Origin of the sequence: Rhizobium cerradonense, from assembly GCF_030182455.1 — a bacterium.
Classification (GTDB): Bacteria; Pseudomonadota; Alphaproteobacteria; order Rhizobiales; family Rhizobiaceae; genus Rhizobium.
This window is the reverse complement of record NZ_JAQJCK010000003.1, coordinates 595,052-617,271: the sequence shown is the minus strand read 5'-3', so window position 1 is coordinate 617,271 and position 22,220 is coordinate 595,052. Positions and strand designations below refer to the sequence as shown.

The 22,220-nt window shown below is 59.1% G+C and carries 28 protein-coding genes; 13 read left to right on the top strand and 15 right to left on the bottom strand.

Annotated elements, in window-relative coordinates; translation table 11 throughout:
- Positions 1–405: 405 nt before the first annotated feature.
- Entirely contained in the window at positions 406–3,294 is a 2,889-nt protein-coding gene (locus tag PH547_RS10570; protein ID WP_285168195.1) for an Rne/Rng family ribonuclease, read from the top strand.
- 212 nt (positions 3,295–3,506) lie between these two features.
- Here the strand turns inward: PH547_RS10570 and PH547_RS10565 are convergent, their stop codons facing one another.
- A complete protein-coding gene (locus PH547_RS10565) occupies positions 3,507–4,664 on the bottom strand; it encodes a pyridoxal phosphate-dependent aminotransferase (RefSeq protein WP_285168211.1) in 1,158 nt (385 codons plus the stop codon).
- A 211-nt stretch (positions 4,665–4,875) separates the two neighbouring features.
- Between PH547_RS10565 and PH547_RS10560 the strand changes: the two genes are divergently transcribed.
- The 6 genes from PH547_RS10560 to PH547_RS10535 all read left to right on the top strand — a co-directional run bounded on the left by PH547_RS10560 (position 4,876) and on the right by PH547_RS10535 (position 9,813).
- Positions 4,876–5,643 carry a DsbA family protein gene (locus PH547_RS10560; protein WP_285168194.1) on the top strand — a complete coding sequence of 256 codons (768 nt, stop codon included), beginning with the start codon at positions 4,876–4,878 and terminating at the stop codon, positions 5,641–5,643.
- A 226-nt stretch (positions 5,644–5,869) separates the two neighbouring features.
- Positions 5,870–6,307, top strand: a complete 438-nt coding sequence (gene aroQ, locus PH547_RS10555) for a type II 3-dehydroquinate dehydratase (protein WP_104822737.1) — start codon at positions 5,870–5,872, stop codon at positions 6,305–6,307.
- 23 nt (positions 6,308–6,330) lie between these two features.
- Positions 6,331–6,801, top strand: a complete 471-nt coding sequence (accB, locus tag PH547_RS10550; RefSeq protein ID WP_104822736.1) for an acetyl-CoA carboxylase biotin carboxyl carrier protein — start codon at positions 6,331–6,333, stop codon at positions 6,799–6,801.
- A gap of 5 nt (positions 6,802–6,806) precedes the next feature.
- On the top strand, positions 6,807–8,159 hold the full coding sequence (gene accC / locus PH547_RS10545; RefSeq protein ID WP_199773538.1) for an acetyl-CoA carboxylase biotin carboxylase subunit: 1,353 nt from the start codon (positions 6,807–6,809) through the stop codon (positions 8,157–8,159).
- Positions 8,160–8,162: 3 nt separating this feature from the next.
- Entirely contained in the window at positions 8,163–8,786 is a 624-nt protein-coding gene (aat, locus tag PH547_RS10540; protein ID WP_104822735.1) for a leucyl/phenylalanyl-tRNA--protein transferase, read from the top strand.
- A 70-nt stretch (positions 8,787–8,856) separates the two neighbouring features.
- Positions 8,857–9,813, top strand: coding sequence for a DUF2167 domain-containing protein (locus PH547_RS10535; protein ID WP_104822734.1), 957 nt, complete (start codon positions 8,857–8,859; stop codon positions 9,811–9,813).
- A 163-nt stretch (positions 9,814–9,976) separates the two neighbouring features.
- Here the strand turns inward: PH547_RS10535 and PH547_RS10530 are convergent, their stop codons facing one another.
- A complete protein-coding gene (locus PH547_RS10530; RefSeq protein WP_158704431.1) occupies positions 9,977–10,144 on the bottom strand; it encodes a hypothetical protein in 168 nt (55 codons plus the stop codon).
- Between the two features lie 34 nt (positions 10,145–10,178).
- Between PH547_RS10530 and PH547_RS10525 the strand changes: the two genes are divergently transcribed.
- On the top strand, positions 10,179–10,817 hold the full coding sequence (locus PH547_RS10525; RefSeq protein ID WP_104822733.1) for a DUF1062 domain-containing protein: 639 nt from the start codon (positions 10,179–10,181) through the stop codon (positions 10,815–10,817).
- An 81-nt stretch (positions 10,818–10,898) separates the two neighbouring features.
- Here PH547_RS10525 and PH547_RS10520 read toward each other — a convergent pair whose 3' ends face one another.
- The 3 genes from PH547_RS10520 to PH547_RS10510 all read right to left on the bottom strand — a co-directional run bounded on the left by PH547_RS10520 (position 10,899) and on the right by PH547_RS10510 (position 12,415).
- Complete coding sequence (locus PH547_RS10520) at positions 10,899–11,339, bottom strand: DUF2155 domain-containing protein (RefSeq protein ID WP_104822732.1); 441 nt, start codon at positions 11,337–11,339, stop codon at positions 10,899–10,901.
- A 104-nt stretch (positions 11,340–11,443) separates the two neighbouring features.
- Positions 11,444–11,842: an NADH:ubiquinone oxidoreductase subunit NDUFA12 gene (locus tag PH547_RS10515; protein ID WP_104822731.1), complete on the bottom strand. Its 399-nt coding sequence runs from the start codon at positions 11,840–11,842 to the stop codon at positions 11,444–11,446.
- A gap of 105 nt (positions 11,843–11,947) precedes the next feature.
- The gene (locus PH547_RS10510) at positions 11,948–12,415 is read right to left on the bottom strand and encodes a GNAT family N-acetyltransferase (protein WP_104822730.1); all 468 of its coding nucleotides are present in this window, start codon (positions 12,413–12,415) and stop codon (positions 11,948–11,950) included.
- 53 nt (positions 12,416–12,468) lie between these two features.
- On the opposite strand from PH547_RS10510, the gene PH547_RS10505 reads away from it, so the two are divergent.
- Complete coding sequence (locus PH547_RS10505) at positions 12,469–13,128, top strand: hypothetical protein (RefSeq protein WP_104822729.1); 660 nt, start codon at positions 12,469–12,471, stop codon at positions 13,126–13,128.
- On the opposite strand, the gene PH547_RS10500 is transcribed toward PH547_RS10505, so the two are convergent.
- From PH547_RS10500 to PH547_RS10490, 3 genes are all read right to left on the bottom strand, one after another.
- Complete coding sequence (locus PH547_RS10500; RefSeq protein WP_104822728.1) at positions 13,121–13,621, bottom strand: GNAT family N-acetyltransferase; 501 nt, start codon at positions 13,619–13,621, stop codon at positions 13,121–13,123. The genes PH547_RS10505 and PH547_RS10500 overlap by 8 nt on opposite strands.
- A 6-nt stretch (positions 13,622–13,627) precedes the next feature.
- A complete protein-coding gene (gatB, locus tag PH547_RS10495) occupies positions 13,628–15,133 on the bottom strand; it encodes an Asp-tRNA(Asn)/Glu-tRNA(Gln) amidotransferase subunit GatB (protein WP_104822727.1) in 1,506 nt (501 codons plus the stop codon).
- A gap of 77 nt (positions 15,134–15,210) precedes the next feature.
- Positions 15,211–15,720 carry a GNAT family N-acetyltransferase gene (locus PH547_RS10490; RefSeq protein WP_104822726.1) on the bottom strand — a complete coding sequence of 170 codons (510 nt, stop codon included), beginning with the start codon at positions 15,718–15,720 and terminating at the stop codon, positions 15,211–15,213.
- A 299-nt stretch (positions 15,721–16,019) separates the two neighbouring features.
- On the opposite strand from PH547_RS10490, the gene PH547_RS10485 reads away from it, so the two are divergent.
- Positions 16,020–16,277, top strand: a complete 258-nt coding sequence (locus PH547_RS10485) for a YjhX family toxin (protein WP_104825060.1) — start codon at positions 16,020–16,022, stop codon at positions 16,275–16,277.
- A 74-nt stretch (positions 16,278–16,351) separates the two neighbouring features.
- Here the strand turns inward: PH547_RS10485 and gatA are convergent, their stop codons facing one another.
- The 3 genes from gatA to PH547_RS10470 form a co-directional block, all read right to left on the bottom strand.
- A complete protein-coding gene (gatA, locus tag PH547_RS10480) occupies positions 16,352–17,833 on the bottom strand; it encodes an Asp-tRNA(Asn)/Glu-tRNA(Gln) amidotransferase subunit GatA (protein WP_104822725.1) in 1,482 nt (493 codons plus the stop codon).
- A gap of 56 nt (positions 17,834–17,889) precedes the next feature.
- Entirely contained in the window at positions 17,890–18,177 is a 288-nt protein-coding gene (gene gatC / locus PH547_RS10475; protein ID WP_104822724.1) for an Asp-tRNA(Asn)/Glu-tRNA(Gln) amidotransferase subunit GatC, read from the bottom strand.
- An 88-nt stretch (positions 18,178–18,265) separates the two neighbouring features.
- On the bottom strand, positions 18,266–18,970 hold the full coding sequence (locus PH547_RS10470; RefSeq protein WP_104822723.1) for a metal-dependent hydrolase: 705 nt from the start codon (positions 18,968–18,970) through the stop codon (positions 18,266–18,268).
- Between the two features lie 118 nt (positions 18,971–19,088).
- On the opposite strand from PH547_RS10470, the gene ruvX reads away from it, so the two are divergent.
- Entirely contained in the window at positions 19,089–19,583 is a 495-nt protein-coding gene (gene ruvX, locus PH547_RS10465) for a Holliday junction resolvase RuvX (protein ID WP_104822722.1), read from the top strand.
- On the opposite strand, the gene PH547_RS10460 is transcribed toward ruvX, so the two are convergent.
- The 4 genes from PH547_RS10460 to PH547_RS10445 all read right to left on the bottom strand — a co-directional run bounded on the left by PH547_RS10460 (position 19,520) and on the right by PH547_RS10445 (position 21,532).
- Entirely contained in the window at positions 19,520–19,852 is a 333-nt protein-coding gene (locus PH547_RS10460) for a DUF6105 family protein (RefSeq protein ID WP_104822721.1), read from the bottom strand. The genes ruvX and PH547_RS10460 overlap by 64 nt on opposite strands.
- The gene (locus PH547_RS10455) at positions 19,849–20,022 is read right to left on the bottom strand and encodes a hypothetical protein (RefSeq protein WP_199773537.1); all 174 of its coding nucleotides are present in this window, start codon (positions 20,020–20,022) and stop codon (positions 19,849–19,851) included. The genes PH547_RS10460 and PH547_RS10455 overlap by 4 nt, the downstream gene beginning before the upstream one ends.
- Before the next feature lie 129 nt (positions 20,023–20,151).
- Positions 20,152–20,811 (bottom strand): TetR/AcrR family transcriptional regulator, encoded by a 660-nt coding sequence (locus tag PH547_RS10450; protein ID WP_104822720.1) that lies wholly within the window; start codon positions 20,809–20,811, stop codon positions 20,152–20,154.
- A 103-nt stretch (positions 20,812–20,914) separates the two neighbouring features.
- On the bottom strand, positions 20,915–21,532 hold the full coding sequence (locus PH547_RS10445) for a GNAT family N-acetyltransferase (RefSeq protein WP_104822719.1): 618 nt from the start codon (positions 21,530–21,532) through the stop codon (positions 20,915–20,917).
- A gap of 85 nt (positions 21,533–21,617) precedes the next feature.
- Between PH547_RS10445 and PH547_RS10440 the strand changes: the two genes are divergently transcribed.
- Both PH547_RS10440 and vapC read left to right on the top strand, forming a co-directional pair.
- Positions 21,618–21,818: a type II toxin-antitoxin system VapB family antitoxin gene (locus PH547_RS10440; protein ID WP_104822718.1), complete on the top strand. Its 201-nt coding sequence runs from the start codon at positions 21,618–21,620 to the stop codon at positions 21,816–21,818.
- A complete protein-coding gene (gene vapC, locus PH547_RS10435; protein ID WP_104822717.1) occupies positions 21,815–22,213 on the top strand; it encodes a type II toxin-antitoxin system VapC family toxin in 399 nt (132 codons plus the stop codon). Before PH547_RS10440 ends, vapC begins: the two co-directional genes overlap by 4 nt.
- The last annotated feature ends 7 nt before the right edge of the window (positions 22,214–22,220 follow it).

The window sequence follows — 22,220 nt, the reverse complement described above, 5'->3', positions numbered from 1 at the left end:
AGGCAGCCGCCTCGAGTACTAGGCGCCATAAGCGGCCGTCATCCGCCGTCTACAGTGCTTCTGCTCCCATACTGGATATCTGAATTTCCGGTTTTGCGCGGGAAATTCATCGGTGGAGAGCCACCAAACGCTCTTTAAAGAGAGCACATTCATCGGACCCGTTTGTTGGGTCTAAGGCATTGTCGATCTCGCTTGGTTACGGATGGTACCGCAGCAGCTTTTTCAAGAAGTGAACAGACCCCGGGGAACTGATCTCCCGGCCGCTGTCTGGCTGCTGTCATCGTCATCGCAAAACAACCAATCGCGACTTTCATTATCCGGTGCAGCAATAGTGGAGTGCAACCAGCCTGTCCTAGCGACCGGCCGGCGCCTTTCCGCATGCCGGCGCCGAGGAGCACAGCTTACATGGCAGACAAAATGCTTATCGATGCGTCTCACGAGGAAGAGACGCGTGTTGTTGTCGTTCGCGGGAACCGCATAGAAGAATTTGACTTCGAGTCGCAGCACAAGAAGCAAATCCGCGGCAATATCTATCTCGCCAAGGTGACGAGGGTTGAGCCCTCGCTGCAAGCCGCTTTCGTGGATTACGGCGGCAACCGGCATGGCTTCCTGGCCTTTGCCGAAATCCATCCCGACTACTACCAGATCCCGCTCGCCGACCGGCAGGCGCTCCTGAAGGCGGAAGCCGAAGAGCATCGCCGCGACGACGATGTCGAGCATGTCGAAACGGCGCTCGATCTTTCCCAGCAGGAACAGCCCGACATCGGCATCGTCCAGAAGGACGAGGCGGAAGTCGCGGTGACGGAAGAAGCCCTTGCCCCTGAGGTAGCGGCTGCTCCCGTCGAGGAAGCTCCGGCGAAGAAGGCCAAGCCACGCCGCAGCCGCAAGAAGGTGGTCGCTGAAGCTGCCGCCGAGGAGGCTCCTGCAGCCGAAGCGATCGCAACAGTCGACGCGCCGAGCGAAGATGAAGAAGGCGGCCCGTCCGGCGAGATGGCCGCGATGGTCGAAACCGATTCGATTTCCGAGGATGTCGATGTTTCCAAGCGCCGTCACGACGATGACGACGACGATGATCACGACCAGGAAGAAGAAGTAATCGAATCCGTCGGCGCCGAAGACGCGATGGAAGAGGTTCCGGACCGCACGCAGCGCAAGCCGCGGAAACAGTATCGCATTCAGGAAGTCATCAAGCGTCGGCAGATCCTGCTGGTGCAGGTTGCCAAGGAAGAGCGCGGCAACAAGGGTGCAGCACTTACCACCTATCTTTCGCTCGCAGGCCGCTACTCGGTTCTGATGCCGAACACGGCGCGCGGCGGTGGTATCTCCCGCAAGATCACCAATCCGCAGGACCGCAAGCGCCTGAAGGAAATCGCCAAGATGCTCGAAGTGCCGCAGGGCATGGGCGTCATCCTGCGTACCGCCGGCGCCAACCGCACCAAGGTCGAGGTCAAGCGTGACTTCGAATATCTGATGCGCCTTTGGGAAAACGTCCGTACGCTGACGCTCGCTTCGACAGCGCCTTGCCTCGTCTACGAAGAAGGCAGCCTGATCAAGCGCTCGATCCGCGACCTTTACAACAAGGATATCGGCGAGATCATCGTTGCCGGCGAAGAAGGCTATCGTGAAGCGAAAGACTTCATGAAGATGCTGATGCCGAGCCATGCCAAGGTGGTTCAGCCCTATCGCGACATCCATCCGATCTTCTCGCGCTCCGGCATCGAGGCGCAGCTTGACCGCATGCTGCAGCCGCAGGTGACTTTGCGCTCGGGCGGCTACCTGATCATGAACCAGACGGAAGCGCTGGTTTCGATCGACGTCAACTCCGGCCGCTCGACCCGCGAACACTCGATCGAGGACACGGCGCTCCAGACCAATCTGGAAGCTGCCGAGGAAATTGCCCGCCAGCTTCGCCTGCGCGACCTTGCCGGCCTGATCGTCATCGACTTCATCGACATGGAAGAAAAGCGCAACAACCGCGCCGTCGAGAAGAAGCTGAAGGAATGCCTGAAGAACGACCGCGCCCGCATCCAGGTCGGCCGTATCTCGCATTTCGGCCTTCTGGAAATGTCGCGCCAGCGCATCCGCGCTTCGGTTCTCGAAAGCACGACGCAGATCTGCTCGCATTGCGGCGGCACCGGTCATGTTCGCTCGCAGTCCTCCGTTGCGCTGCATGTTCTGCGCGGCATCGAGGAATACCTGCTGAAGAACACGACGCACGACATCACCGTGCGTACGACGCCGGACATTGCGCTCTATCTGCTCAATCACAAGCGTCAGACGATCGTCGATTACGAAAACCGCTTCGGCGTCGCCATCGTCATCGGCGCGGACAATGCCGTCGGCACGCAGCATTTCGCGATCGACCGCGGCGAGCCGGTGGAAAATCCGGTGAAGATCGAATCCCTATTCAACTTCGCCGCCATTCCGGAGGATGATGACGACGATATCGTCATCGAGGCAGATGAGGACGAAGACGAAGAGCTCGAAGAAAAGGCCGCTAGCGTCGAACAGCAGCCCGCAGCGCGCTCCGAAAATAATGAAGGTGGCCGCAAGCGCAAGCGCCGCCGCCGTCGTCGCGGTCGTGGCGGTGACGCCCAAGTAGCCTCCGAATCGGCCGATGCATCCCGCGAGGAAGGCGATGACGAAGCGGATGAAGGCGACGAGGACGATACCGGCAGCAGCGGCGAAGTCGCGGCCGTGTCCAGCGATGATGGCCAGCAGAAGCGCAAGCGCCGCCGCCGCGGCAAGCGTGGCGGGCGTCGCAATCGCGACGGCGAAGGCAACGAATTGACCGCTGGCGGTGAAGCCGGTTCGGACGAAGGCGCTGACGATGAGGATGACGGCGAAAGCGATGTCGCTGTAACCGTTGCCGATATCGCGGTCGCTGAAGGCGAAGCCGCCGTCGAAAGCCAGCCGGCCATGGCGGCTGTCGAAACCGCGGCCGTCGTCGTTGAAGACGTGAAGCCCGCCAAGAGCCGCAGCCGTCGCAAGCCGAAGGCGGAAGCATCGCCCGTCGAGGCACCGGTCGCCGAAGAGGCACCCGTGGTCGACGCCGAGGCTGAAACAGTTGCCGAAGTTGCCGGCGATCTCGACAAGGCCGCCGAACCGGTCGCCGCTGCGGAGCCCGAAGTGATCGAGGCCGCGGCCAAGCCGGCACGCGCCAACCGCGAGTCGAACGTCTCCTCCTCCGAGCCGGTGGTCAAATCCACCCGCACCAGCGAGGGCGGCGACGGCGATGGCGAGCCGACCAAGCCGAAGAAAGCCGGCTGGTGGCAGCGCCGTGGCTTCTTCTGAACGCTGCTGTTCGGAACGAAATAAACAAATCCGGCCGTGGCAACGCGGCCGGATTTTTGTTTTGGAAGACGGCAAGCAACCGCGGCCGATGATCGGCATTTCCGCGAATTGAGGCACATTTCAGCGGATAGCGTGGAATTGCCGCGGAGGACGGAGTGATCTCCGTTCGGTGCAAATCTTCAAAACTCGCCGTAAACCTCTGATCGAAGAGTCTATTTCAGCCACGCCGCCATGCGTTCTGCCGCTTCCTCGATCTCCGCCTTCGAGCCGGCATAGGAGATGCGCATCGCGCGGTGTCCTTCGATCGGATCGAAATCGAGGCCCGGTGTGGCGGCGACGTTGATTTCGGCCAGCATCTTGCGGGCGAAGGCCATGCTGTCGTTGGTAAAGCGGCTGACATCGACATAGGCGTAGAAGGCGCCGTCCATCGGCGACGCGATGGAGAAGCCGATTTCGGGCAAACGGCGCATCAGGAAATCGCGGTTATGGCGGTAGCTTTCGCGGTAGACGTCCAATTCGGCCCCTGCCCCGAGTGCTGCTGCCGCGGCGATCTGCGAGAGCTCCGGCGCCGAAATGTAAAGGCTCTGAGCAACGCGCTCGATCGGGCGCACCAGGCGCTCCGGCAGCACCATCCAGCCGATGCGCCAGCCGGTCATGCAATAATATTTCGAGAAGGAATTGATGATGATGGCCTGATCGGTCAGTTCCAGCGCGCTCGTCTCTTCGCCGACGAAGGTCAGTCCATGATAGATTTCGTCGGAAATGAAAGCGATCGAACGGTCGGCACAATAATCGGCAAGCGCCTTCAGCGCCGCCCTGCCCGTCACCGTGCCGGTGGGATTGGCGGGGCTTGCAAGCAGTACGCCCTTCAGCCGCTTGCCACTGGCCGCTTGCGCCGCCTCCAGGCTTTCCGGCGTCAACGTGAATTGCGTTTCGGCGGTGACGGGCACTTCGACGACATCGAGCCCGAGAGCAGCAAGAATATTGCGATAGGCTGGATAGCCGGGCCTTGCGATGGCGACGCTGTCGCCAGGATCGAACAGCGTCAGAAAGGCAAGGTTGAAGCCGGCCGACGAACCTGTCGTGATCGCGATCCGCATGGGATCGATGCTCAGCCCATGGCGAACCTGGTAATGACCCGCTAGCGCCTGTTTCAGCGCCAGCGTGCCCAGTGCGTCCGTGTAGCCGATGCGTCCGTGCCCGAGTGCCGTGCGTGCTGCCTCAAGTGCTGCCTTGGGCGTCGGATGCGACGGCTGGCCGACGGCCATCGAAATGACGGCATGCCCCGCCTGACGCCGACGGGTCGCCTCCGCCAGCACATCCATGGCGTGGAAGGGTTCGACATCGCTGCGTTTGGATAGGGAAAACAAGGTCAATTCTTTCTCGGATCGGATTAAAGCCAGACAATTGCCGCAATATTAGCCTGTTCACAATCCCGCGATTGCGGCTTTGTCGTGAAAATTCCTGTTTCTGGAAATAAGCATGCACCGTAAATTGCCGATACAAATTTCGGGATTTTAACCTGGTGGTGATATCCCGAACCGGACGATGAGTCTCAGCACCTACTCAAACGAGGACCCAATGACCCTGTTTCCCAAAACCCTGCTGGCCGCCTCAGCGATCGCCATTGCCGCGTCGCTTGCCATGGTTCAGCCCGCGGCCGCGCTGGATGACCAGCAGAAGAAGGAATTCGGGGAGTTCATCAAGGAATACCTCGTCGAGCACCCGGAAGTGCTGTTGGACGCGCAAGCGGCGCTTGAAAAGAAACAGGACGAGGCGCGCCTCGCTCAGTCGGCCCAGGCTGTTACCCAAAATAAGGATGCCATCTTCAATTCCAAGGATGACGTTACGATTGGCAATCCGAAGGGTGACGTCACCGTGGTCGAGTTCTTCGACTATAATTGCACCTATTGCCGCCATGCGCTCCCCGACATGGACGCGCTGCTCAAGCAAGACCCGAATGTGCGTTTCGTGCTGAAGGAATTCCCGATCCTCGGACCGGATTCGGTTGCCGCGGCACGGGTTTCCGATGCGTTCCGCAAGCTGGCGCCGGAAAAATATGCTGAATTCCACCATGCGCTGCTTGGAAGCGACGGCCGCGCATCGGAAGACAGCGCCATCGAAGCTGCGACCTCGCTCGGCGTCACTGAAGCGGCAATTCGCGCTGAAATGGCCAAGAGCCCGAACAGCGATTCGATCAAGGCCACGTACCAGCTCGCCACCGATCTCAACGTCACCGGCACGCCGGCCTATGTCATCGGTAATGAGGCGATCTCCGGCGCAATCGGCCTCGACGCCATTCAGCAGAAGATCGCCAATGTCCGCAGTTGCGGCAAGACGAGCTGCTGAACCGTGGCAATGTCTGCGCCGCGCATCTTTCAGGATGCATAAAGGACACAGTGGCGCCTCAGAAGATGTATGAGCCTTTCCGAAGTCGAACCGATTTCGGGCTTATGCGTAAAATCGCCAAAATCGGGGCGTTTCCACACCTAGACACGCGCAACCTACGTCCTGGGGGCTTTCCTACGCGCCCTCGGGAGTCTATAGGTTGCGCTGCACTTTGACGGAACCTCTGATGGCGCAAACCATTTTCGTCCTAAACGGACCCAATTTGAATGCCCTCGGCAAGCGCGAGCCGGGCATCTATGGCGGCAAGACGCTCAAGGATATCGAAGCCGACTGCAAATCCGTGGGCGAAAGCCTTGGCTTTGTCGTCGACTTTCGCCAGAGCAACCATGAAGGCGTGCTAGTCGACTGGATGCACGAAGCCGGCGACGTCGCCGCCGGCGTCGCCATCAACCCCGGCGCCTATGGCCACACGTCGATCGCGCTTCATGATGCGATCCGCGCCATTTCCATTCCGGTGGTGGAGGTTCATATCTCCAACATCCACGCACGCGAAGAATTCCGGCACAAATCGATGATCGCGCCCGCCGCCAAGGGCATGATCTGCGGTTTTGGGCCCCACAGCTACATCCTGGCGCTGCATGCGCTGAAATCCATCACGCAATAACAAGAATACAGGGCTAAACATCCATGGCTGACAAGAAATTGGGTATCGACCAGGCGCTGATCCGCGACCTCGCCAATATTCTCAATGAGACCGATCTGACCGAGATCGAAGTCGAGCAGGAAGATCTGCGCATCCGCGTATCGCGCGCCGGCACGACTCAATATGTTCAGGCACCGATCGCAGCACCCGCCTATGCCGCAGCAGCTCCTGCCGCCGCTCCCGTTGCAGCGGCCGCACCTGCCGGCAAGTCGCGCAATCCGGACAACGTCGTCAGCGCGCCGATGGTAGGCACGGTCTACATGGCACCCGCTCCAGGCGCTGCCGCTTTCATCGAGGTCGGCGCCTCCGTCAAGGAAGGCCAGACGCTGCTGATCATCGAAGCAATGAAGACGATGAACCAGATCCCCGCGCCCAAATCCGGTATTGTGACCGAAATCCTCATTCAGGATGGACGCCCGGTCGAATACGGCGAAGCCCTGGTCGTCATCGAGTAGGCCCCATGCCCATGATTTCGAAGATTCTCATAGCCAATCGCGGAGAGATCGCCCTTCGTGTGCTGCGCGCCTGCAAGGAGCTCGGCATTGCGAGCGTCGCCGTGCATTCGACCGCCGACGCCGACGCGATGCATGTGCGCCTGGCGGATGAAAGCGTGTGCATTGGCCCGCCGCCGTCGCGCGAGAGCTATCTCAACATCCACCAGATCGTCGCGGCCTGCGAGATCACCGGTGCCGACGCCGTTCATCCGGGCTATGGGTTCTTGTCGGAGAACGCCAAGTTCGCCGATATTCTCGAAGCACATGGCATCACCTTCATCGGCCCGACGGCGGATCACATCCGCATCATGGGCGATAAGATCACCGCCAAGACGACGGCGCAGCAGCTCGGCATTCCCGTCGTTCCCGGTTCGGACGGCGAAGTGAAGACCGAAGCGGATGCGCTGAGGACCGCGAAGGAAATCGGCTATCCCGTGCTGATCAAGGCGACCGCCGGTGGCGGCGGACGCGGCATGAAGGTGGCGCGCACGGAAGCCGATGTACTCGAAGCCTGGTCGACGGCGCGCACCGAGGCGGCAGCCGCCTTCGGCAATGAATCCGTCTACATGGAAAAATATCTCGGCAAGCCGCGCCATATTGAAATCCAGGTATTCGGCGATGGCGAAGGCAATGCCGTGCATCTCGGAGAGCGCGACTGCTCGCTGCAGCGCCGCCACCAGAAGGTCTGGGAAGAAGCCAATTCACCGGCGCTCAACGTCGAGCAGCGGATGAAGATCGGCCAGATCTGCGCCGACGCCATGAAGAAGCTGAAATATCGCGGCGCCGGCACGATCGAATTCCTCTATGAAAACGGCGAGTTCTATTTCATCGAAATGAACACCCGCCTGCAGGTCGAGCATCCGGTTACCGAAGCGATCACCGGCATCGATCTCGTGCACGAACAGATCCGCGTGGCCTCGGGCGGCGGTCTTTCCGTGACGCAGGAAGACGTGCATTTCCACGGCCACGCCATCGAATGCCGCATCAATGCCGAGGACGCGCGCACCTTCGTGCCCTCGCCCGGCACGATCACGCATTTCCACGCACCGGGCGGCCTTGGCGTTCGCATCGATTCGGGCGCCTACCAGGGCTACAGAATCCCGCCCTATTACGACAGCCTGATCGGCAAGCTGATCGTGCATGGCCGCACCCGCGTCGAATGCATGATGCGCCTGCGCCGCGCGCTCGACGAATTCGTGGTCGATGGCATCAAGACCACGCTGCCTCTGTTCCAGGATCTGGTTTCCAACCAGGATATCGCCAACGGCGATTACGATATCCATTGGCTGGAAGACTATCTGGCGAAAGGTTCGGCTTAACCTATGGCAGGGCCGCGCGGCAGAAATCCTGGCATTACTCCGGAAATTCTGCTGCGCGCCTATTCCATCGGTCTCTTCCCCATGGCGGAATCGGCTGACGATCCGGAAATCTTCTGGGTCGAACCCGAACTGCGGGGCGTGCTGCCGCTCGACACTTTCCACATTTCGAAAAGCCTGACGAAAACGATCCGTCGCAAGCCCTTCGATATTCGTTTCAACACGGATTTCGATGCCGTTATCGCCGCCTGCGCTGAGCATACCAGCGGCCGGCCAAGCACCTGGATCAACAAGACCATCAAGTCGCTCTATTCGACCCTCAACCATATCGGCCATGCGCACTCCGTTGAGGCTTGGGAGGGCAGCAAACTGGTCGGTGGGCTCTATGGCGTATCGCTAGGCTCGGCCTTCTTCGGGGAGAGCATGTTTTCACGCCGCACCGACGCCTCGAAGATCTGTCTTGTCTATCTGGTCGAGCGCCTCAAGCAGCGCGGCTTCACCCTCCTCGATACTCAATTCACCACCGAGCATCTGAGGACATTCGGCGCGATCGACGTGCCAAAGGATCAATATACAAGGATGCTCGAGAAAGCGATGGAATCGCCCAATCTGAGCTTCTCCAACGGTTGAGAACCCACGTACATACGTTGATTTAAACCAGAAATCCGCTACGTTCGGCACAACAGCCGGGGGTAGTATCTTGAAAACATATCTTGCAATCGCCTTTCTCGCCGCACTGGTCGCAACGCAGGCCGAGGCCAAATCCTTTCACGACATGTTCGGCACCGACGCGCCCGAGGGCGGCGCGGGAGCCATACTGAAGACCATCGACTTCCAGCAGGGACCGATCAAATTGCCCGGCGCCAATGCGACGCTGAACGTTTCCGATCAGTTCTACTATCTCAATCCGGCCGATACACGAAAAGTACTGGTTCAGCTTTGGGGCAATCCGGGCAATGCCGCCGAAGGTACGCTCGGCATGATCTTCCCGGCGAAATATGCGCCGACGGATCAGCGTACCTGGGGTGCGGTCGTCGAATATGACAATGGCGGCCATGTCTCCGACGATGACGCCGCGTCGACAGACTACAACGCGTTGCTGAAACAAATCCAGGACGCGATCAAAGGAGACAATCCCGAACGCGAGAAGCAAGGCTACCCTTCGATCACTCTGGTCGGCTGGGCTGAACCACCGCACTATGACAAGGCAACCCATGCACTCCACTGGGCGCGCGACCTGGTCTTCGGCAAGGACCCCAGTGGTCCGCATACGTTGAACTATTCGGTGCGCGTGCTCGGTCGCGAAGGCGTCATGGAGCTCGATTTCGTAGCCGGCCTCAACCAATTGCAGGAAATCAACAATGCCATCCCGAATGTCATCAACACCGTGCAATATGACAGCGGCAAGCGCTATGCCGACTTTGTCAACGGCGACAAGATCGCCGCCTACAGCATGGCGGGAATGATCGCGGCCGGTGCCGGCGTGAAGATTGCAGCAAAACTCGGCTTTCTGGCCGTCGTCCTCGGCTTTTTCAAAAGCTTCGGCGTAGCGCTCCTGGCATTGAAGAAAGGGCTGATCGTCATCATCGCCGGCATTGCCGCCTTGGGGCGCAAGATTCTTGGCCTGTTTCGCCGGGATAAAAGCACCGACGCTTGAGCGCGGTCCGGCCGGCTGGTGTAGAGAAAGGCCGTTGGCCTCCAGTGCGTCACGGCTTCAAATCCGCGTTTTAATCTGCTAACGCTCGTTTGAAGAGCGTTGGTGCATTGAGGTTCTACTTTGCCGTCGTAAATACCGGTCTCATCCAATTTCACCCCGTATGTCAGGGCAGCTTCATCGCCGCCGGATGTATGATCATGTTCATCGGGTGGTGGCCTGAGACCGGTTTGGCATTGTTGAAATGCGCCATGCGCAGCCATTGCTGTCTCAGCTCTTCAGCCGTCCGAAACATCGCCACGCCGCGCCCGTAATGGGCTTGTCTTACCGCCAACTTGGTGAACTTCCGAACGGAAGACCAAGACGGTATGTGCAACAGTCTCAAGGTCCGATGGACCATCAATCCTCGAACTGCCCCTCAACCATGGATCGTCTGCAGCGGATGCGGCTGCCCCAAGCCTTTCAAGTCCAGCGGCAAGACCAGACTCAACGCCAACGGCAAGAAACTCGACGCCTGGCTCGTCTATAAATGCGTGGACTGCGACAAGACATGGAACCGGACGCTCTTCGAGCGCCAGACCATTCGTGATCTTGATCCGCTTGTTCTGGAAGCGCTGCAAGGCAACGATTCCGACTGGATACGAGCCAGAGAATTCGATCTCGATGCGCTGCGGCGCAAGACCCAACGCATCGACGAATTTGCCGATGCAGATGTTGAAAAAGAGATACTGAGCGAACCGGATTGCTGGACAATGCTGGAAATCGATCTGGCGGTTACGCTTCCTTTCAACGTCCGTCTCGATCGCCTGCTTGCCTCTGAACTCAACGTCTCACGCTCCCGGCTTCAGGCTCTGCACGAAGACGCGAAACTTCGGGTGCATACGGATCGCGCCGATGCGATGCGGCGTAGGATCAAGAATGGCTCATGCATCGTCATCGATCTCTCTGACGAGGCCGATCGACATTTGATCTGGAAAGCCGCCGTTTTGGGCAAAGAGATCAGCTGACCGGATGCCGTAGGATTGCTCGCGACGAATTGACCTTCGCGCGCCAATCTTGCGGCATTGCTATGGCTGAAGAGGAATATGTTACTTGGCGCCGGCGCTGTCCGGCGGCGGGATGTCCGACTTCTGCTTGCACTCTTTCAGCCAGACGTCATAGATCGGATGTTCAACGGCGTTGAGGCCCGGGCTGTCGGCGAACATCCAGCCGGTGAAGATGCGGCGGATGCGGCGGTCGAGGGTGATCTCGTCCACCTCGACAAAGCCGTCGACCTTCTGCTGCTCGGTATCGTCACGGGAATAGCAAGCCTTCGGCGTCACCTGCAGCGCGCCGAACTGCACGGTCTCGTTGATGTAGACATCGAACGTGGTGATGCGGCCGGTGATCTTGTCGAGGCCGGAGAAGACGGCGACGGGGTTGGAGATGCGGGCAGCCTCGGCGGACGGCGGCAAAAAGACGCCCGCAGCAAAGGCAAGCGCCACTCCCGATATCGCACGCAAAGAAGCGCTCCGCGTGAAAAACGTCATATCCGCCAATCTCCGCTTGGTCTCGGTCAAAGCGCCGAGCACGAGCCGGCAAGTTCTGCGCCTAAAGGCCAATTGTGGCCAAAGGACGGGCCGGCCCTCTAGGCTCAGTTGCCGGGCGTCCAGGCGTCGTAATCGCCGGTCACGCGCGGACGTTCGCCGGCAACGGACAGCGAGCCGGGCGGACGATAGGCCTGCGGCGAACCCGTCGGATTGGCGCGGTGCGCCTTCTGCCATTCCTTGGCGACGTAATTGTCCTTGGTCGGCGGAACGTCGGTGCGGTGATGCATCCAGCCGTGCCAGCCCGGAGGAATAGCGGACGCCTCGGCATAACCCTTGTAGATCACCCAGCGCTTCGGAAGGCCGTAGGAGGACATGCCGCCCTCGTAGTAGACATTGCCGAATTCATCCTCGCCGACGCGCTTGCCGAACCGCCAGGTCGCAAAGCGGGTGCCCATCGTCTGACCATTCCACCAAGTGAAGGTTTGCACGAGTAAATTCCACATGTCTTTATCCTTGTGCCCGTTGGGAGCAGGCGAAACCAGAATTCGATCGTTTGCTTATGCCGTCTGACAAACGGATTGTCCAGAGATTCGCATGGGAAACGCGCTTCATTTCAAGGCCATCTTGAAGCCGAGATGGCTCGGCTTGAAACCCAATCTCTCATAGAAACGATGGGCATCCTTGCGAAGGGCGTTCGAGGTTAGTTGCACGAGCCGCACGCCGCGGCCTTTTGCCTCGGCAATGCAAAAATTGATCATCATGGCACCGATCCCCTGCCCGCGCAGATCGCTCCGCGTCTGGACGGCCTCGATGATCATCGACGAGGAGCCGCGGCCGGTCAGCGATGTCGTGATCATGGTCTGGAACGTGCCGACGACCTCGCCCGCCAGCTCGGCGACATAGAGCGCCTGATCCGGCGAGGATTGGATGGTCCGGAAGGCGCGGAGGTAATCCTCGTAAGCGGTGGGATCGGTCGTGTCGGCGTGACCGCCGAGAGCATCGGCGGCGAAGAGGGCGATTAAGGAAGGGAGATCGGATTCTTTTGCTTCGCGGATAAGTAGTTCTTGTGAGGGCAATGTGTTGTACCTACGTCTAGCTTAACGGCAACGCTGTTACTCGGAAGGGCCGAATGTCTGCGAGCGAAACTCACTCATTTCAATACTTTATGCCGGAACTCCACCTGAAAACATTCCTGCAAATATCCCTAATGCTGCTGCTTTTGTTTATGATCATAGTGTCAAACGCCGACACTGCATTGAAGCTTCTTTTAATTTTAATTTTGTTGCCGGTATCCTTCTATGTGGTTGTCGCGCTTCGAATAATTACCTCGCAATCCAAGAGTGCCATCGTGACCATCGGGCCGGAAGGCATATTGGACAGCCGATTTGGACTGGGTTTCATTCCGTGGTCCGCAGTAGAACGCATCGATGTGGACGCCCTGAAATTTAAACCGCGGACTCCTAATGAAGAGATCGTCCGTCTAATCTCTCGCGGTATTCCGCGCCTCCTGGCCATGTCTGGAATGTATGGGAAAGTAACAATTCCAAGCGATTTCAGCCTGTTCGAATATAGGGATAGACGTAGTATCAAGCTCTGGCTGCATTCTGGCGTACGCCTGGAGCAAACGACGCCCGCTGCGAGACTTCGGATAAAAGACAACCGAGACGGTACACAGCGAGTTTATATCGCGATGGCAAATCTTTTGGCTTCAAGGAAGGAACTTCTTGATCTCATGGTGGCGTTTCACAAGCAGTGCGCGGACATTGCATCCGCTACTCTAGTTACGTAGCCAGCCGCTTCTCAAACACCAGCGCCGGAATACCCGACTGCCCCGGGGCAGCATTCTCGTTGCGGCCGACCTCGGTGAAGCCGTGGGCTTTGTAGAAGGCGATCGCTTCGGCATTTTCTGGCTCGACGTCGAGGCGCATGACCTCGGCGTCCGGAAAGCAGGTTTCCAGCTCGGCGAAGATGTCGCGGCCGATGCCGTTGCGTTGCAGTGACGGACGGACATAGAGCATGTGCAGGAGAACGGTCTTGGTCATCTGCTCGGACATGACGGCATAACCCATGCCGCCAATATCCTCGCCATTATCGGCGACCAGAAACTCGGATTGCCGCTTCGCCAACCGCGCTTTCAGCTTGGCCGGCGAAAGCAGAAACTCGATCAGTTCATTGACCTTCGCCGCGCCGTAGTGCCGATCATAGGCGGCATGCCAGGTCTCTACGAGAAGGTCACGGACCTTCCCGAGATCCTGTTCGCCGGCCGTGCGGACGAAATACACGGGCGCCTATTCCTCTTCGATGCCGAGCTTGGCCTTGACGAGGGCTTGTACCGCCTGCGGATTGGCCTTGCCGCCGGTCGACTTCATCACCTGGCCGACGAACCAGCCGGCAAGCGTCGGCTTGGCCTTGACCTTGGCGACCTGATCCGGATTGGCGGCGATGATCTCGTCAACCGCCTTCTCGATGGCGCCGGTGTCGGTGACCTGCTTCATACCGCGAGCTTCGACGATCTCCATGGGATCGCCGCCTTCGGTAAGCACGATCTCGAACAGGTCCTTGGCGATCTTGCCAGAGATGGTTTCGGCCTTGATCAGGTCGATGATGGCGCCGAGCTGGGCGGGCGAAACCGGAGTCTCCTCAATGGTTTTGCCGGTTTTGTTCAAGGCGCCCAGCAAGTCGTTGATCACCCAGTTTGCTGCGATCTTGCCATCGCGACCGGCAGCGACGGCCTCGAAATAATCGGCAATCGCCTTTTCCGAGACAAGCACGGAGGCATCGTAGATCGAGAGACCGAGCTCGCGGACGAAACGCTCCTTCTTGTCGTCAGGCAGCTCCGGCAGATCGGCTGCGAGTTCCTCGACGAAAGCGTCGTCGAATTCGAGCGGCAGCAGGTCCGGATCGGGGAAATAACGGTAGTCGTGTGCATCCTCCTTGGAGCGCATGGAGCGGGTTTCACCCTTGTTCGGGTCGAAGAGGCGCGTTTCCTGCTCGATCACCCCACCGTCTTCCAAAATACGGATCTGCCGGACCGCCTCGGCCTCGATCGCCTGTCCAATGAAGCGGATGGAGTTGACGTTCTTGATTTCGCAGCGTGTGCCGAACTCGCCGCCCGGACGACGGACAGAGACATTGACGTCGGCGCGCATGGAACCTTCATCCATATTGCCGTCGCAGGTGCCGAGATAACGTACGATCGAGCGCAGCTTGGTCATATAGGCCTTCGCCTCATCCGACGAGCGCATGTCCGGCTTGGAGACGATTTCCATCAGCGCCACGCCGGAACGGTTGAGGTCGACATAGGACATAGTGGCGTGCTGGTCGTGCATGGACTTGCCGGCGTCCTGCTCCAGATGCAGGCGCTCGATGCCGATCTCGATGTCCTCGAACTGACCCTGGCGATCCGGACCGAGCGAGATGACGATCTTGCCTTCGCCGACGATCGGGTCCTTGTACTGCGAGATCTGATAGCCCTGCGGCAGGTCCGGATAGAAATAGTTCTTGCGGTCGAAGACCGAGCGCTTGTTGATCTGAGCCTTCAGGCCGAGGCCGGTGCGCACGGCCTGCCTGACGCATTCCTCATTGATGACCGGCAGCATGCCGGGCATGGCGGCATCGACCAGCGAGACGTTGGAATTCTGCGGCTTGCCGAACTCGGTCGAAGCACCGGAGAAGAGCTTGGATTTGCTCAGCACCTGGGCATGGACTTCCATTCCGACAATAACTTCCCAATCGCCGGTGGCACCGGGAATGAAGCGCTTCGGATCTGGCGTACGAACGTCGACAATGGTCATGAGAGGCTCTTGAAATGCTGTTCTTCTGAACTTTGTGAGGTAGAGCAATTGGCGGTGCGGCGCAAGACTTTCAGCACCTATAAGCCCGCGCCATACGTCCCGTCGTCGCTATCGAGCAGCGCTTTCGAAAGTCCGACCGTCGGCACGTCGCGATCGAGCTTCGGAGAATAGTCGACGGAAAGCCAATGAATGGCATAGCCGTGTGCCTTGAAGAATTCGATCGCATCGCTGTTTTCGGCGTGGGTCTGCACCGCGATCTTCTCCAACCCCTGCTCCCGAACATCCTTTTCGATCTGCGCCAGCAGCGCCGAACCAAGTCCCTGCCGCAGATGATCGGGATCGATCCAGAAATCGGAGATATTCTCGTCCAAGGCTTCACGGGCTGCCCAACCGGTAACCACTCCGTTCAGCTCCACGACCGTGATCGTCAGCCAGGCGCCGCGGGTGAAGTTCGAGAAGGCTTCGCTGGCACTTTCGAGCAGCGCGTCCGTGCCGCCGATCGACCCCATGGCCGCCTGCCATGAGCGCAGGCCGATATTGGCCAATATCTCCATCTCTCCTTCGTGCGCGTTGCGAATGTGGATCATCAGGCCCCCGCCGTTTTCAGCAGTAAAACACCGGAAAAGGGCTTTTTCCAGCCACCAAATGAGAACGGGCGCTGGATGGCGGCCTATGTTTAACGAGGGTGAAACTTGACCGGCGGGTACAACCTGCTTTAGATATGGCGCATCAATGGAGTCTTGATGTCCACCTTTTCTCAGACCCGGTAAAGGCCCCGCCCGCAAGTCTTCTTGCGCGCTGGGCCCGAAACGAAGCCCCGACTTTCCGCAAGGGAATGTCGGATCGTTTTGTCGCGCCTTACGGCGCTTTCCGGATCTTGAAAACCATGGATATTTCGCGCGCCGAACAGCGCATCCTGCATCTGCTCGCCCAAGGCGGGCGCATTGAAATCAACCGCGCCGAAAACAAGAAGATCGAGACGGTCCGCTGCTTCACACGCGACGGCTGGCTCTATCCCGGCTTCGGCCTCGATCTCTTCCGCAAACTCAAACGCCTAAGAGCCATCAAATCCTCGGGCGGTCATCCTTATCAGATTACCGAACAGGGACTGAGGCTAGTGAGGGCGCAGTTGGATAATAGGTAAAACTGACGAAAGTGGAGCCCTTGTCAGGCTCCACTTTATCCTTTGCCGCTTTGATGTTGGGCGCTAATCGCCGCTTACCACCACTTCGCCGGCGTGAACTTGCCGGCAGCCTGTTCGATGACGTGGGCGGTCTTGAACAGGGTTTCCTCGTCGAATGGCTTGCCGATGAGTTGCAGGCCGAGCGGCAGGCCCTTCGGGTCGAGGCCGGCGGGGACGGCGATGCCGGGGAGACCGGCCATGTTGACCGTCACCGTGAAGATGTCGTTGAGGTACATCTTGACCGGATCGGAAGCCAAGTTTTCGTCGGCGATGCCGAAGGCCGAAGACGGCGTGGCGGGCGTCAGGATGGCGTCGACGCCGGCGTGGAAGGCGAGTTCGAAATCGCGCTTGATCAGCGTGCGGACCTTCTGGGCACGCAGATAATAGGCGTCGTAATAGCCGGCCGAGAGCACGTAAGTGCCGATCATGATGCGGCGCTTGACTTCCTGGCCGAAGCCGGCAGCGCGCGTCTTCTCGTACATGTCGACGATATTCTCGCCGTCGACGCGCAGGCCATAGCGCACGCCGTCGTAACGGGCGAGGTTCGAGGACGCCTCGGCAGGCGCAACGATGTAATAGGCCGGCAGGGCATATTTCGTGTGCGGCAGGGAGATGTTGACGATCTCGGCGCCGGCATCCTTCAGCCAGGCGATGCCCTGCTGCCAAAGAGTCTCGATCTCTTCCGGCATGCCGTCGACACGGTATTCGTTCGGGATGCCGATCTTCATGCCCTTGAGCGATTTACCCAGCGAGGCTTCGTAATCCGGCACGGGCAGATCGACGGAGGTCGTATCTTTGGCATCAACGCTCGCCATCGACTTCAGCAGGATGGCAGCGTCGCGAACATCGCGAGCGATCGGGCCAGCCTGGTCGAGCGACGAGGCGAAGGCGACGATGCCCCAGCGCGAGCAGCGGCCATAGGTCGGCTTGATGCCGACCGTGCCGGTGAAGGCGGCGGGCTGGCGAATGGAGCCGCCGGTGTCAGTAGCGGTGGCGCCCGCGCAGAGATGCGCGGCAACGGCAGCGGCCGAACCGCCCGAGGAGCCCCCGGGAACGAGCTGCTGGTTGGAGCCTGCGGCGCGCCAGGGGTTGATCACGGGGCCGTAATAGGAGGTCTCGTTGGAGGAGCCCATGGCGAACTCATCCATGTTGAGCTTGCCCAGCATGACAGCACCGTCGTTCCAGAGGTTCTGCGTGACAGTCGATTCATAGTGTGGCTCGAAGCCGTCCAGGATGTGGCTGCAGGCCTGCGTATGAATGCCTTCGGTGCCGAACAGGTCCTTGATGCCGAGCGGAATGCCTTCCAGCGCGCCGGCTTTGCCTTCAGCAAGGCGGGCGTCCGAGACCTTGGCCATTGCAAGCGCCTTTTGCGGCGTCACCTTCACATAGGCATTGAACTGAGCATTGGCCGCCTCGATCGCCGAAAGATAGGCCTCGGTCAATTCGGTGGCGGTGATATCCTTGGCGCGCAGTTTGTCGCGAGCTTCGGCGATGGTCAGGCTGGTCAGTTCACTCATCTTGTTTCGCTTCAGATCTAATGAGGGCAATGGGTCGGAACAGGCTCGTGCGGCCGTTATTCAACAACTTTGGGAACGAGGAAGAAATTCTGATCGGTATTCGGCGCATTGGCGACGATGTCGGAGGCCTTGCTGCCATCGGTGACACCATCCGTCCGCTTCTTCATCGCCATCGGCGTGACGGAGGTCATGGCTTCTACACCATCGACATTCACTTCGGAAAGCTGCTCGACGAAGCCCAGAATGCCGTTCAACTCGCCCATCATCCGCTGTGCTTCGTCCTCATTGACGGCGATACGCGCAAGATGGGCGACGCGTTTGACGGTGGCGAGATCGACGGACATGGCATTCTCCGGATAGTTGATTAATCAACAAACAATTGATTTTCACCACGCTATAAAGGCCATGTCCGCCATACGCAACGTACTTTTGTCAGGCGGAAACGCTGCCGCCCGGCTTCGGTGCCGCGACGGCCGTCTTCGAACCTTCCAGGCCGGCGATGAACTTTTCCGGCGTCTGGTCGATGATCGGGAAAGTGCCGTAGTGGCAGGGAATGGCGGTCTTGAAGTTGAAGTAGCGCTGGCAGGCGAGCGCGGCAACCGCGCCGCCCATGGTGAAGCGGTCACCGATCGGCACGATGCCGATATCAGGCTGATGCAGTTCGTTGATCAGGGCCATATCGGAAAAGATGTCCGTATCGCCCATGTGGAACAGCGTCGGCTCGTCGTCGAAATGCAGCATCAGGCCGTTCGCGTTGCCGAGAGAATGCGAAACACCGTCCTCAGTGAGTTGGGCAGAGGAGTGCAGCGCGTTGGTGAAGGTCGCCGAGAAGCTACCCAAAGAGATGGTGCCGCCGGTATTGCCCATTTCCAGCTTCTCGACACCCTTGCTGCCGAGCCAGGCGGCGAGATCGGCATTGGCGAGAACGACGGCGCCGGTGTCCTTGGCGATCTGAATAGTGTCGCCGACGTGATCGCCATGACCATGGGTCAAGAGGATGTGGGTGATGCCCGCGGTGGCGTCCTTCATATCGAGGCCGGCAAAGGACGAATTATAGGTCAGGAACGGATCGATAAGGATTTTGGCCTTGGCCGTTTCGATGCGAAAGGCGGAGTGGCCGAGCCAAGTGATCTTCATGGATTTCTCCTTAATACTTGATTTCTAATGCAAGACTGGTGTCTTAGGACATATCCGAAACCGTCACAAAGAAAAGCGGTGCGGACTTCAATTTGTTTTGACGGGGGACGATAGCCTGATGACGACGCTGACCATCGAAGACCTCGCCGTGATGCTCCTGCCCGGCCAGCCGATCGCCGGGCTCGATCTCGGCACCAAGACCATCGGGCTCGCCATGTCCGATCTCGGCCGGCGGTTTGCCACGCCGCGCCCGGTGATCAAGCGTGTGAAGTTCACCCAGGATGCGCAGGTGCTGCTTTCCTTCGCTGAAAAGGAGAAAGTCGCGGCCTTCGTCATCGGCCTGCCGATGAACATGGATGGTTCGGCAGGGCCGCGCGTGCAGGCGACACGGGCCTTCGTGCGCAGCATGGCTGACAAGACCGACCTGCCCTTCGTCTTCTGGGATGAGCGGCTGTCGACGGTCGCCGCTGAGCGGGCGCTGCTGGAAATGGACGTCTCGCGTGCGAAACGCGCCGAGCGCATCGACTCGGCAGCCGCAAGCTTCATTCTTCAGGGCGCCTTGGACAGGCTTTCGGCACTCGGCAGGCCGGTTTTTCCCGATCTCGAGACCTGACGGCTCTTCCACCATTCCAGGATAACGGCGCGCTTGCGGAAGCCTATGATGGCGAAGACCAGCAGGCTGTCGAAAGCGATGGCGCGGGCGACCAGCGGCGGAATGGTTTCGGGCGGGATGCCGAGGATCTTGCCGTAGATATCAAAAACGAGATCGTGCATCTGCCGCGTGAACATGAAGACGCCGAAACTCATGTCGTAGTAGGAAAGATAGTACCACGCCCCGAGAAACGAGACGGGTGCGGCCCAGCATATCAGCAACCACTTCATGCGGTTTCCCTTCGACGCGGGTATTGCGTCGCTTCAGTCGAAAGGACAAGCCAGTTCGACAGTGCCATGGCGCTCAAAACCAGTGCCGGTACCGCTATGTCGAGTGCCAGTACGGCGAAGAACATCATCGCCGCGACAAGGAACACGATTTTTGCGGGTCTCGACCCCATGGCTGCACGCTCGGTGGTTAACAATTTATCCACCTACAGTGGCCAGTTAACCGTTGCGGCGCAATGTAAACCATTTGTTAAGGTTAACGCCCAGGCGCGGCTGTGGATATCTCCTGCGCGGCTGAAATGTCAGCCGTAAACGCCGCGCACGATCCGCTTCAGGGCGGTAGCGGCCTTCTCCCAGTCCTTCGACGTTTTCAGGGCAAGACCGGCGCATTGGCCGCTGACGGTCGCCGAAAGCACGAGATGCTGGATGGCGGCGAAGATCATGGCATTGACGCCGATCGCATCGATCCCCTTCGGCGGTGTAAGCGAGCCGCGCATGCGCTCTATCCAGCCAGCCAGCGCTTTCGAGCGGGCTTCCGACAGCCGCCGCACCTGCTCGGTATTTTCGGACACCTCCCACGCGACGATGCGGCGCATCAGCGGATCGGCGCGCAATGCATCGAGGAAAAGCAGGGCCAATCGTTCCATCAGGTCGCCATAGGTCAGCAGGAACATGCCGCCGGTATCGTCGGGAATGCGATCCGTCACCCAGCTTCCGAGATCGGTGCCGATCGCCTCCACCAGGCCATCGAGACCGCCATAGTAGCGATAGATCAATTGCTTGTCGCAGCCGGCACCGCGGGCAACCGCGTTGATGCCGAAATTCTGGAAGCCTTCCTCCGCCAGCAGCCGTTTCGCAGCATCCAGGATCGCCTGCTCGGTGGCGGCGCGGTTGCGCACCCGCTTCTCCGGCTCGGCGGGTGTTTCGATCGGTTTTCTCAAAACGGCGTTTGCGCTTGGCATTATCTCGGCCCCAACCTGTCACCAGACGGTGAATAACAAGCCGCACAGAAGGGAACAACGAGCCGATGAACTTCGACAGAGTTAAAGCTGTGCAATCCACAGATTAGAGAGATTGGCCGAACCAGACGGTGGTCTGCGATGTCAATTCTGGCGGCAGTTCCAGCCGGGAAAATCCGCGCGATGCCCAGAAGCGCATGCCATTGTGGTTACCGATATTTGCCCCCAGATGCACGCCCTTGACGCCTTGGGTGCGGGCATTGGAAAGCCATCTGTCGAGAAGCGCGCTACCGATGCCCTGCCCCTGCGTGCGCGGTAAAAGATTCATATGAATATGCGCCGGGAACGGATCGGTAAGAGCCGTGGGCGCTCGCTTCGGATGGTGGATCGTAAAGCTTCTCTGCTGATCCGCATCCCAGGTCGAAGCATCGCCGGATGGCTCCGCATAGCGTTTGCGCAGCGCCGGCCACCACTCACGTTCCAGCCTTTCCTCGAAAGCAACCGTATCGAAGACCCCGGCAATATAGCCGCAGACACCCTCCCCATCTTCGGCGACGAAAACGGTTTCCGGGCTAAGGGTCGCATAGGGCACCGAATAAATATGCCCTATCAGCCGTCCATCACGATGGAGCGCCGTGGCATCCATGCCGGCATCGCCGGTGACCAGGGAGATGATATAGAGCTGATCGATGTCATCGGGTTGGACCGGGCGGAGATTGATCATGGATACCCTCAATGGCTGCTTTCGCGTTTGCGATCCCAGGGATCGATGTGTATAATTCTTTATTGGCATACACACGAGATTGCAAATGCGAACAAATATAGAAATTGATGACGCGCTAATCGCAGAAGCAATGGCTGCGACAGGACAGTCGACAAAAAAAGCGACCGTTGAGGAAGCTCTGCGGAGTGTAGTTCGTTGGCATCGCCAGAGACGAGCGCTCGAGGACCTTGCAGGGCTTGGATGGGAAGGCGATCTGGAAGAGATGCGAAGAGATCGACAACAGTGATCGTCGTTGATAGCTCTGTTTGGATTTCCCTTTTGCGCGACGCAGAGACGGAAGCCGTGCGTCGTCTCCGAAATATGATAGCAGCAGGACCTCCCGATATTTTGGTTGGAGATCTTATACTTCTCGAAGTTCTTCAGGGTGCCCGTGGTGATCGGCATGCGGCTCTAATCGAAAGAAGTCTTCGCCAATTTACGGTTCGACCGATGCTGAACGATGCATTTGCAGTCAAAGCGGCACGCAACTATCGTTTTCTACGAGAGCGTGGAATTACTGTACGAAAAACCATAGACGTCATCATCGGCACGTTCTGCATCGAGGAAGGGCACGTGCTTCTTCACGATGATCGGGATTTCGATCCAATGTCTGAGCATCTCGGTCTACAAATAGCTGGATAAATCCGAG

Excerpts from the sequence above, each read along its gene's own strand:
- PH547_RS10570 (WP_285168195.1), top strand. The coding sequence starts at position 406 with ATGGCAGACAAAATGCTTATCGATGCGTCTCACGAGGAAGAGACGCGT.
- PH547_RS10560 (WP_285168194.1), top strand. The coding sequence starts at position 4,876 with ATGACCCTGTTTCCCAAAACCCTGCTGGCCGCCTCAGCGATCGCCATT.
- aroQ (WP_104822737.1), top strand. The coding sequence starts at position 5,870 with ATGGCGCAAACCATTTTCGTCCTAAACGGACCCAATTTGAATGCCCTC.
- accB (WP_104822736.1), top strand. The coding sequence starts at position 6,331 with ATGGCTGACAAGAAATTGGGTATCGACCAGGCGCTGATCCGCGACCTC.
- accC (WP_199773538.1), top strand. The coding sequence starts at position 6,807 with ATGCCCATGATTTCGAAGATTCTCATAGCCAATCGCGGAGAGATCGCC.
- aat (WP_104822735.1), top strand. The coding sequence starts at position 8,163 with ATGGCAGGGCCGCGCGGCAGAAATCCTGGCATTACTCCGGAAATTCTG.
- PH547_RS10525 (WP_104822733.1), top strand. The coding sequence starts at position 10,179 with ATGTGCAACAGTCTCAAGGTCCGATGGACCATCAATCCTCGAACTGCC.
- PH547_RS10520 (WP_104822732.1), bottom strand. The coding sequence starts at position 11,339 with ATGACGTTTTTCACGCGGAGCGCTTCTTTGCGTGCGATATCGGGAGTG.
- PH547_RS10515 (WP_104822731.1), bottom strand. The coding sequence starts at position 11,842 with ATGTGGAATTTACTCGTGCAAACCTTCACTTGGTGGAATGGTCAGACG.
- PH547_RS10505 (WP_104822729.1), top strand. The coding sequence starts at position 12,469 with ATGTCTGCGAGCGAAACTCACTCATTTCAATACTTTATGCCGGAACTC.
- gatB (WP_104822727.1), bottom strand. The coding sequence starts at position 15,133 with ATGACCATTGTCGACGTTCGTACGCCAGATCCGAAGCGCTTCATTCCC.
- PH547_RS10490 (WP_104822726.1), bottom strand. The coding sequence starts at position 15,720 with ATGATCCACATTCGCAACGCGCACGAAGGAGAGATGGAGATATTGGCC.
- PH547_RS10485 (WP_104825060.1), top strand. The coding sequence starts at position 16,020 with ATGGATATTTCGCGCGCCGAACAGCGCATCCTGCATCTGCTCGCCCAA.
- gatA (WP_104822725.1), bottom strand. The coding sequence starts at position 17,833 with ATGAGTGAACTGACCAGCCTGACCATCGCCGAAGCTCGCGACAAACTG.
- gatC (WP_104822724.1), bottom strand. The coding sequence starts at position 18,177 with ATGTCCGTCGATCTCGCCACCGTCAAACGCGTCGCCCATCTTGCGCGT.
- PH547_RS10470 (WP_104822723.1), bottom strand. The coding sequence starts at position 18,970 with ATGAAGATCACTTGGCTCGGCCACTCCGCCTTTCGCATCGAAACGGCC.
- ruvX (WP_104822722.1), top strand. The coding sequence starts at position 19,089 with ATGACGACGCTGACCATCGAAGACCTCGCCGTGATGCTCCTGCCCGGC.
- PH547_RS10460 (WP_104822721.1), bottom strand. The coding sequence starts at position 19,852 with ATGAAGTGGTTGCTGATATGCTGGGCCGCACCCGTCTCGTTTCTCGGG.
- PH547_RS10455 (WP_199773537.1), bottom strand. The coding sequence starts at position 20,022 with ATGGGGTCGAGACCCGCAAAAATCGTGTTCCTTGTCGCGGCGATGATG.
- PH547_RS10450 (WP_104822720.1), bottom strand. The coding sequence starts at position 20,811 with ATGCCAAGCGCAAACGCCGTTTTGAGAAAACCGATCGAAACACCCGCC.
- PH547_RS10445 (WP_104822719.1), bottom strand. The coding sequence starts at position 21,532 with ATGATCAATCTCCGCCCGGTCCAACCCGATGACATCGATCAGCTCTAT.
- PH547_RS10440 (WP_104822718.1), top strand. The coding sequence starts at position 21,618 with ATGCGAACAAATATAGAAATTGATGACGCGCTAATCGCAGAAGCAATG.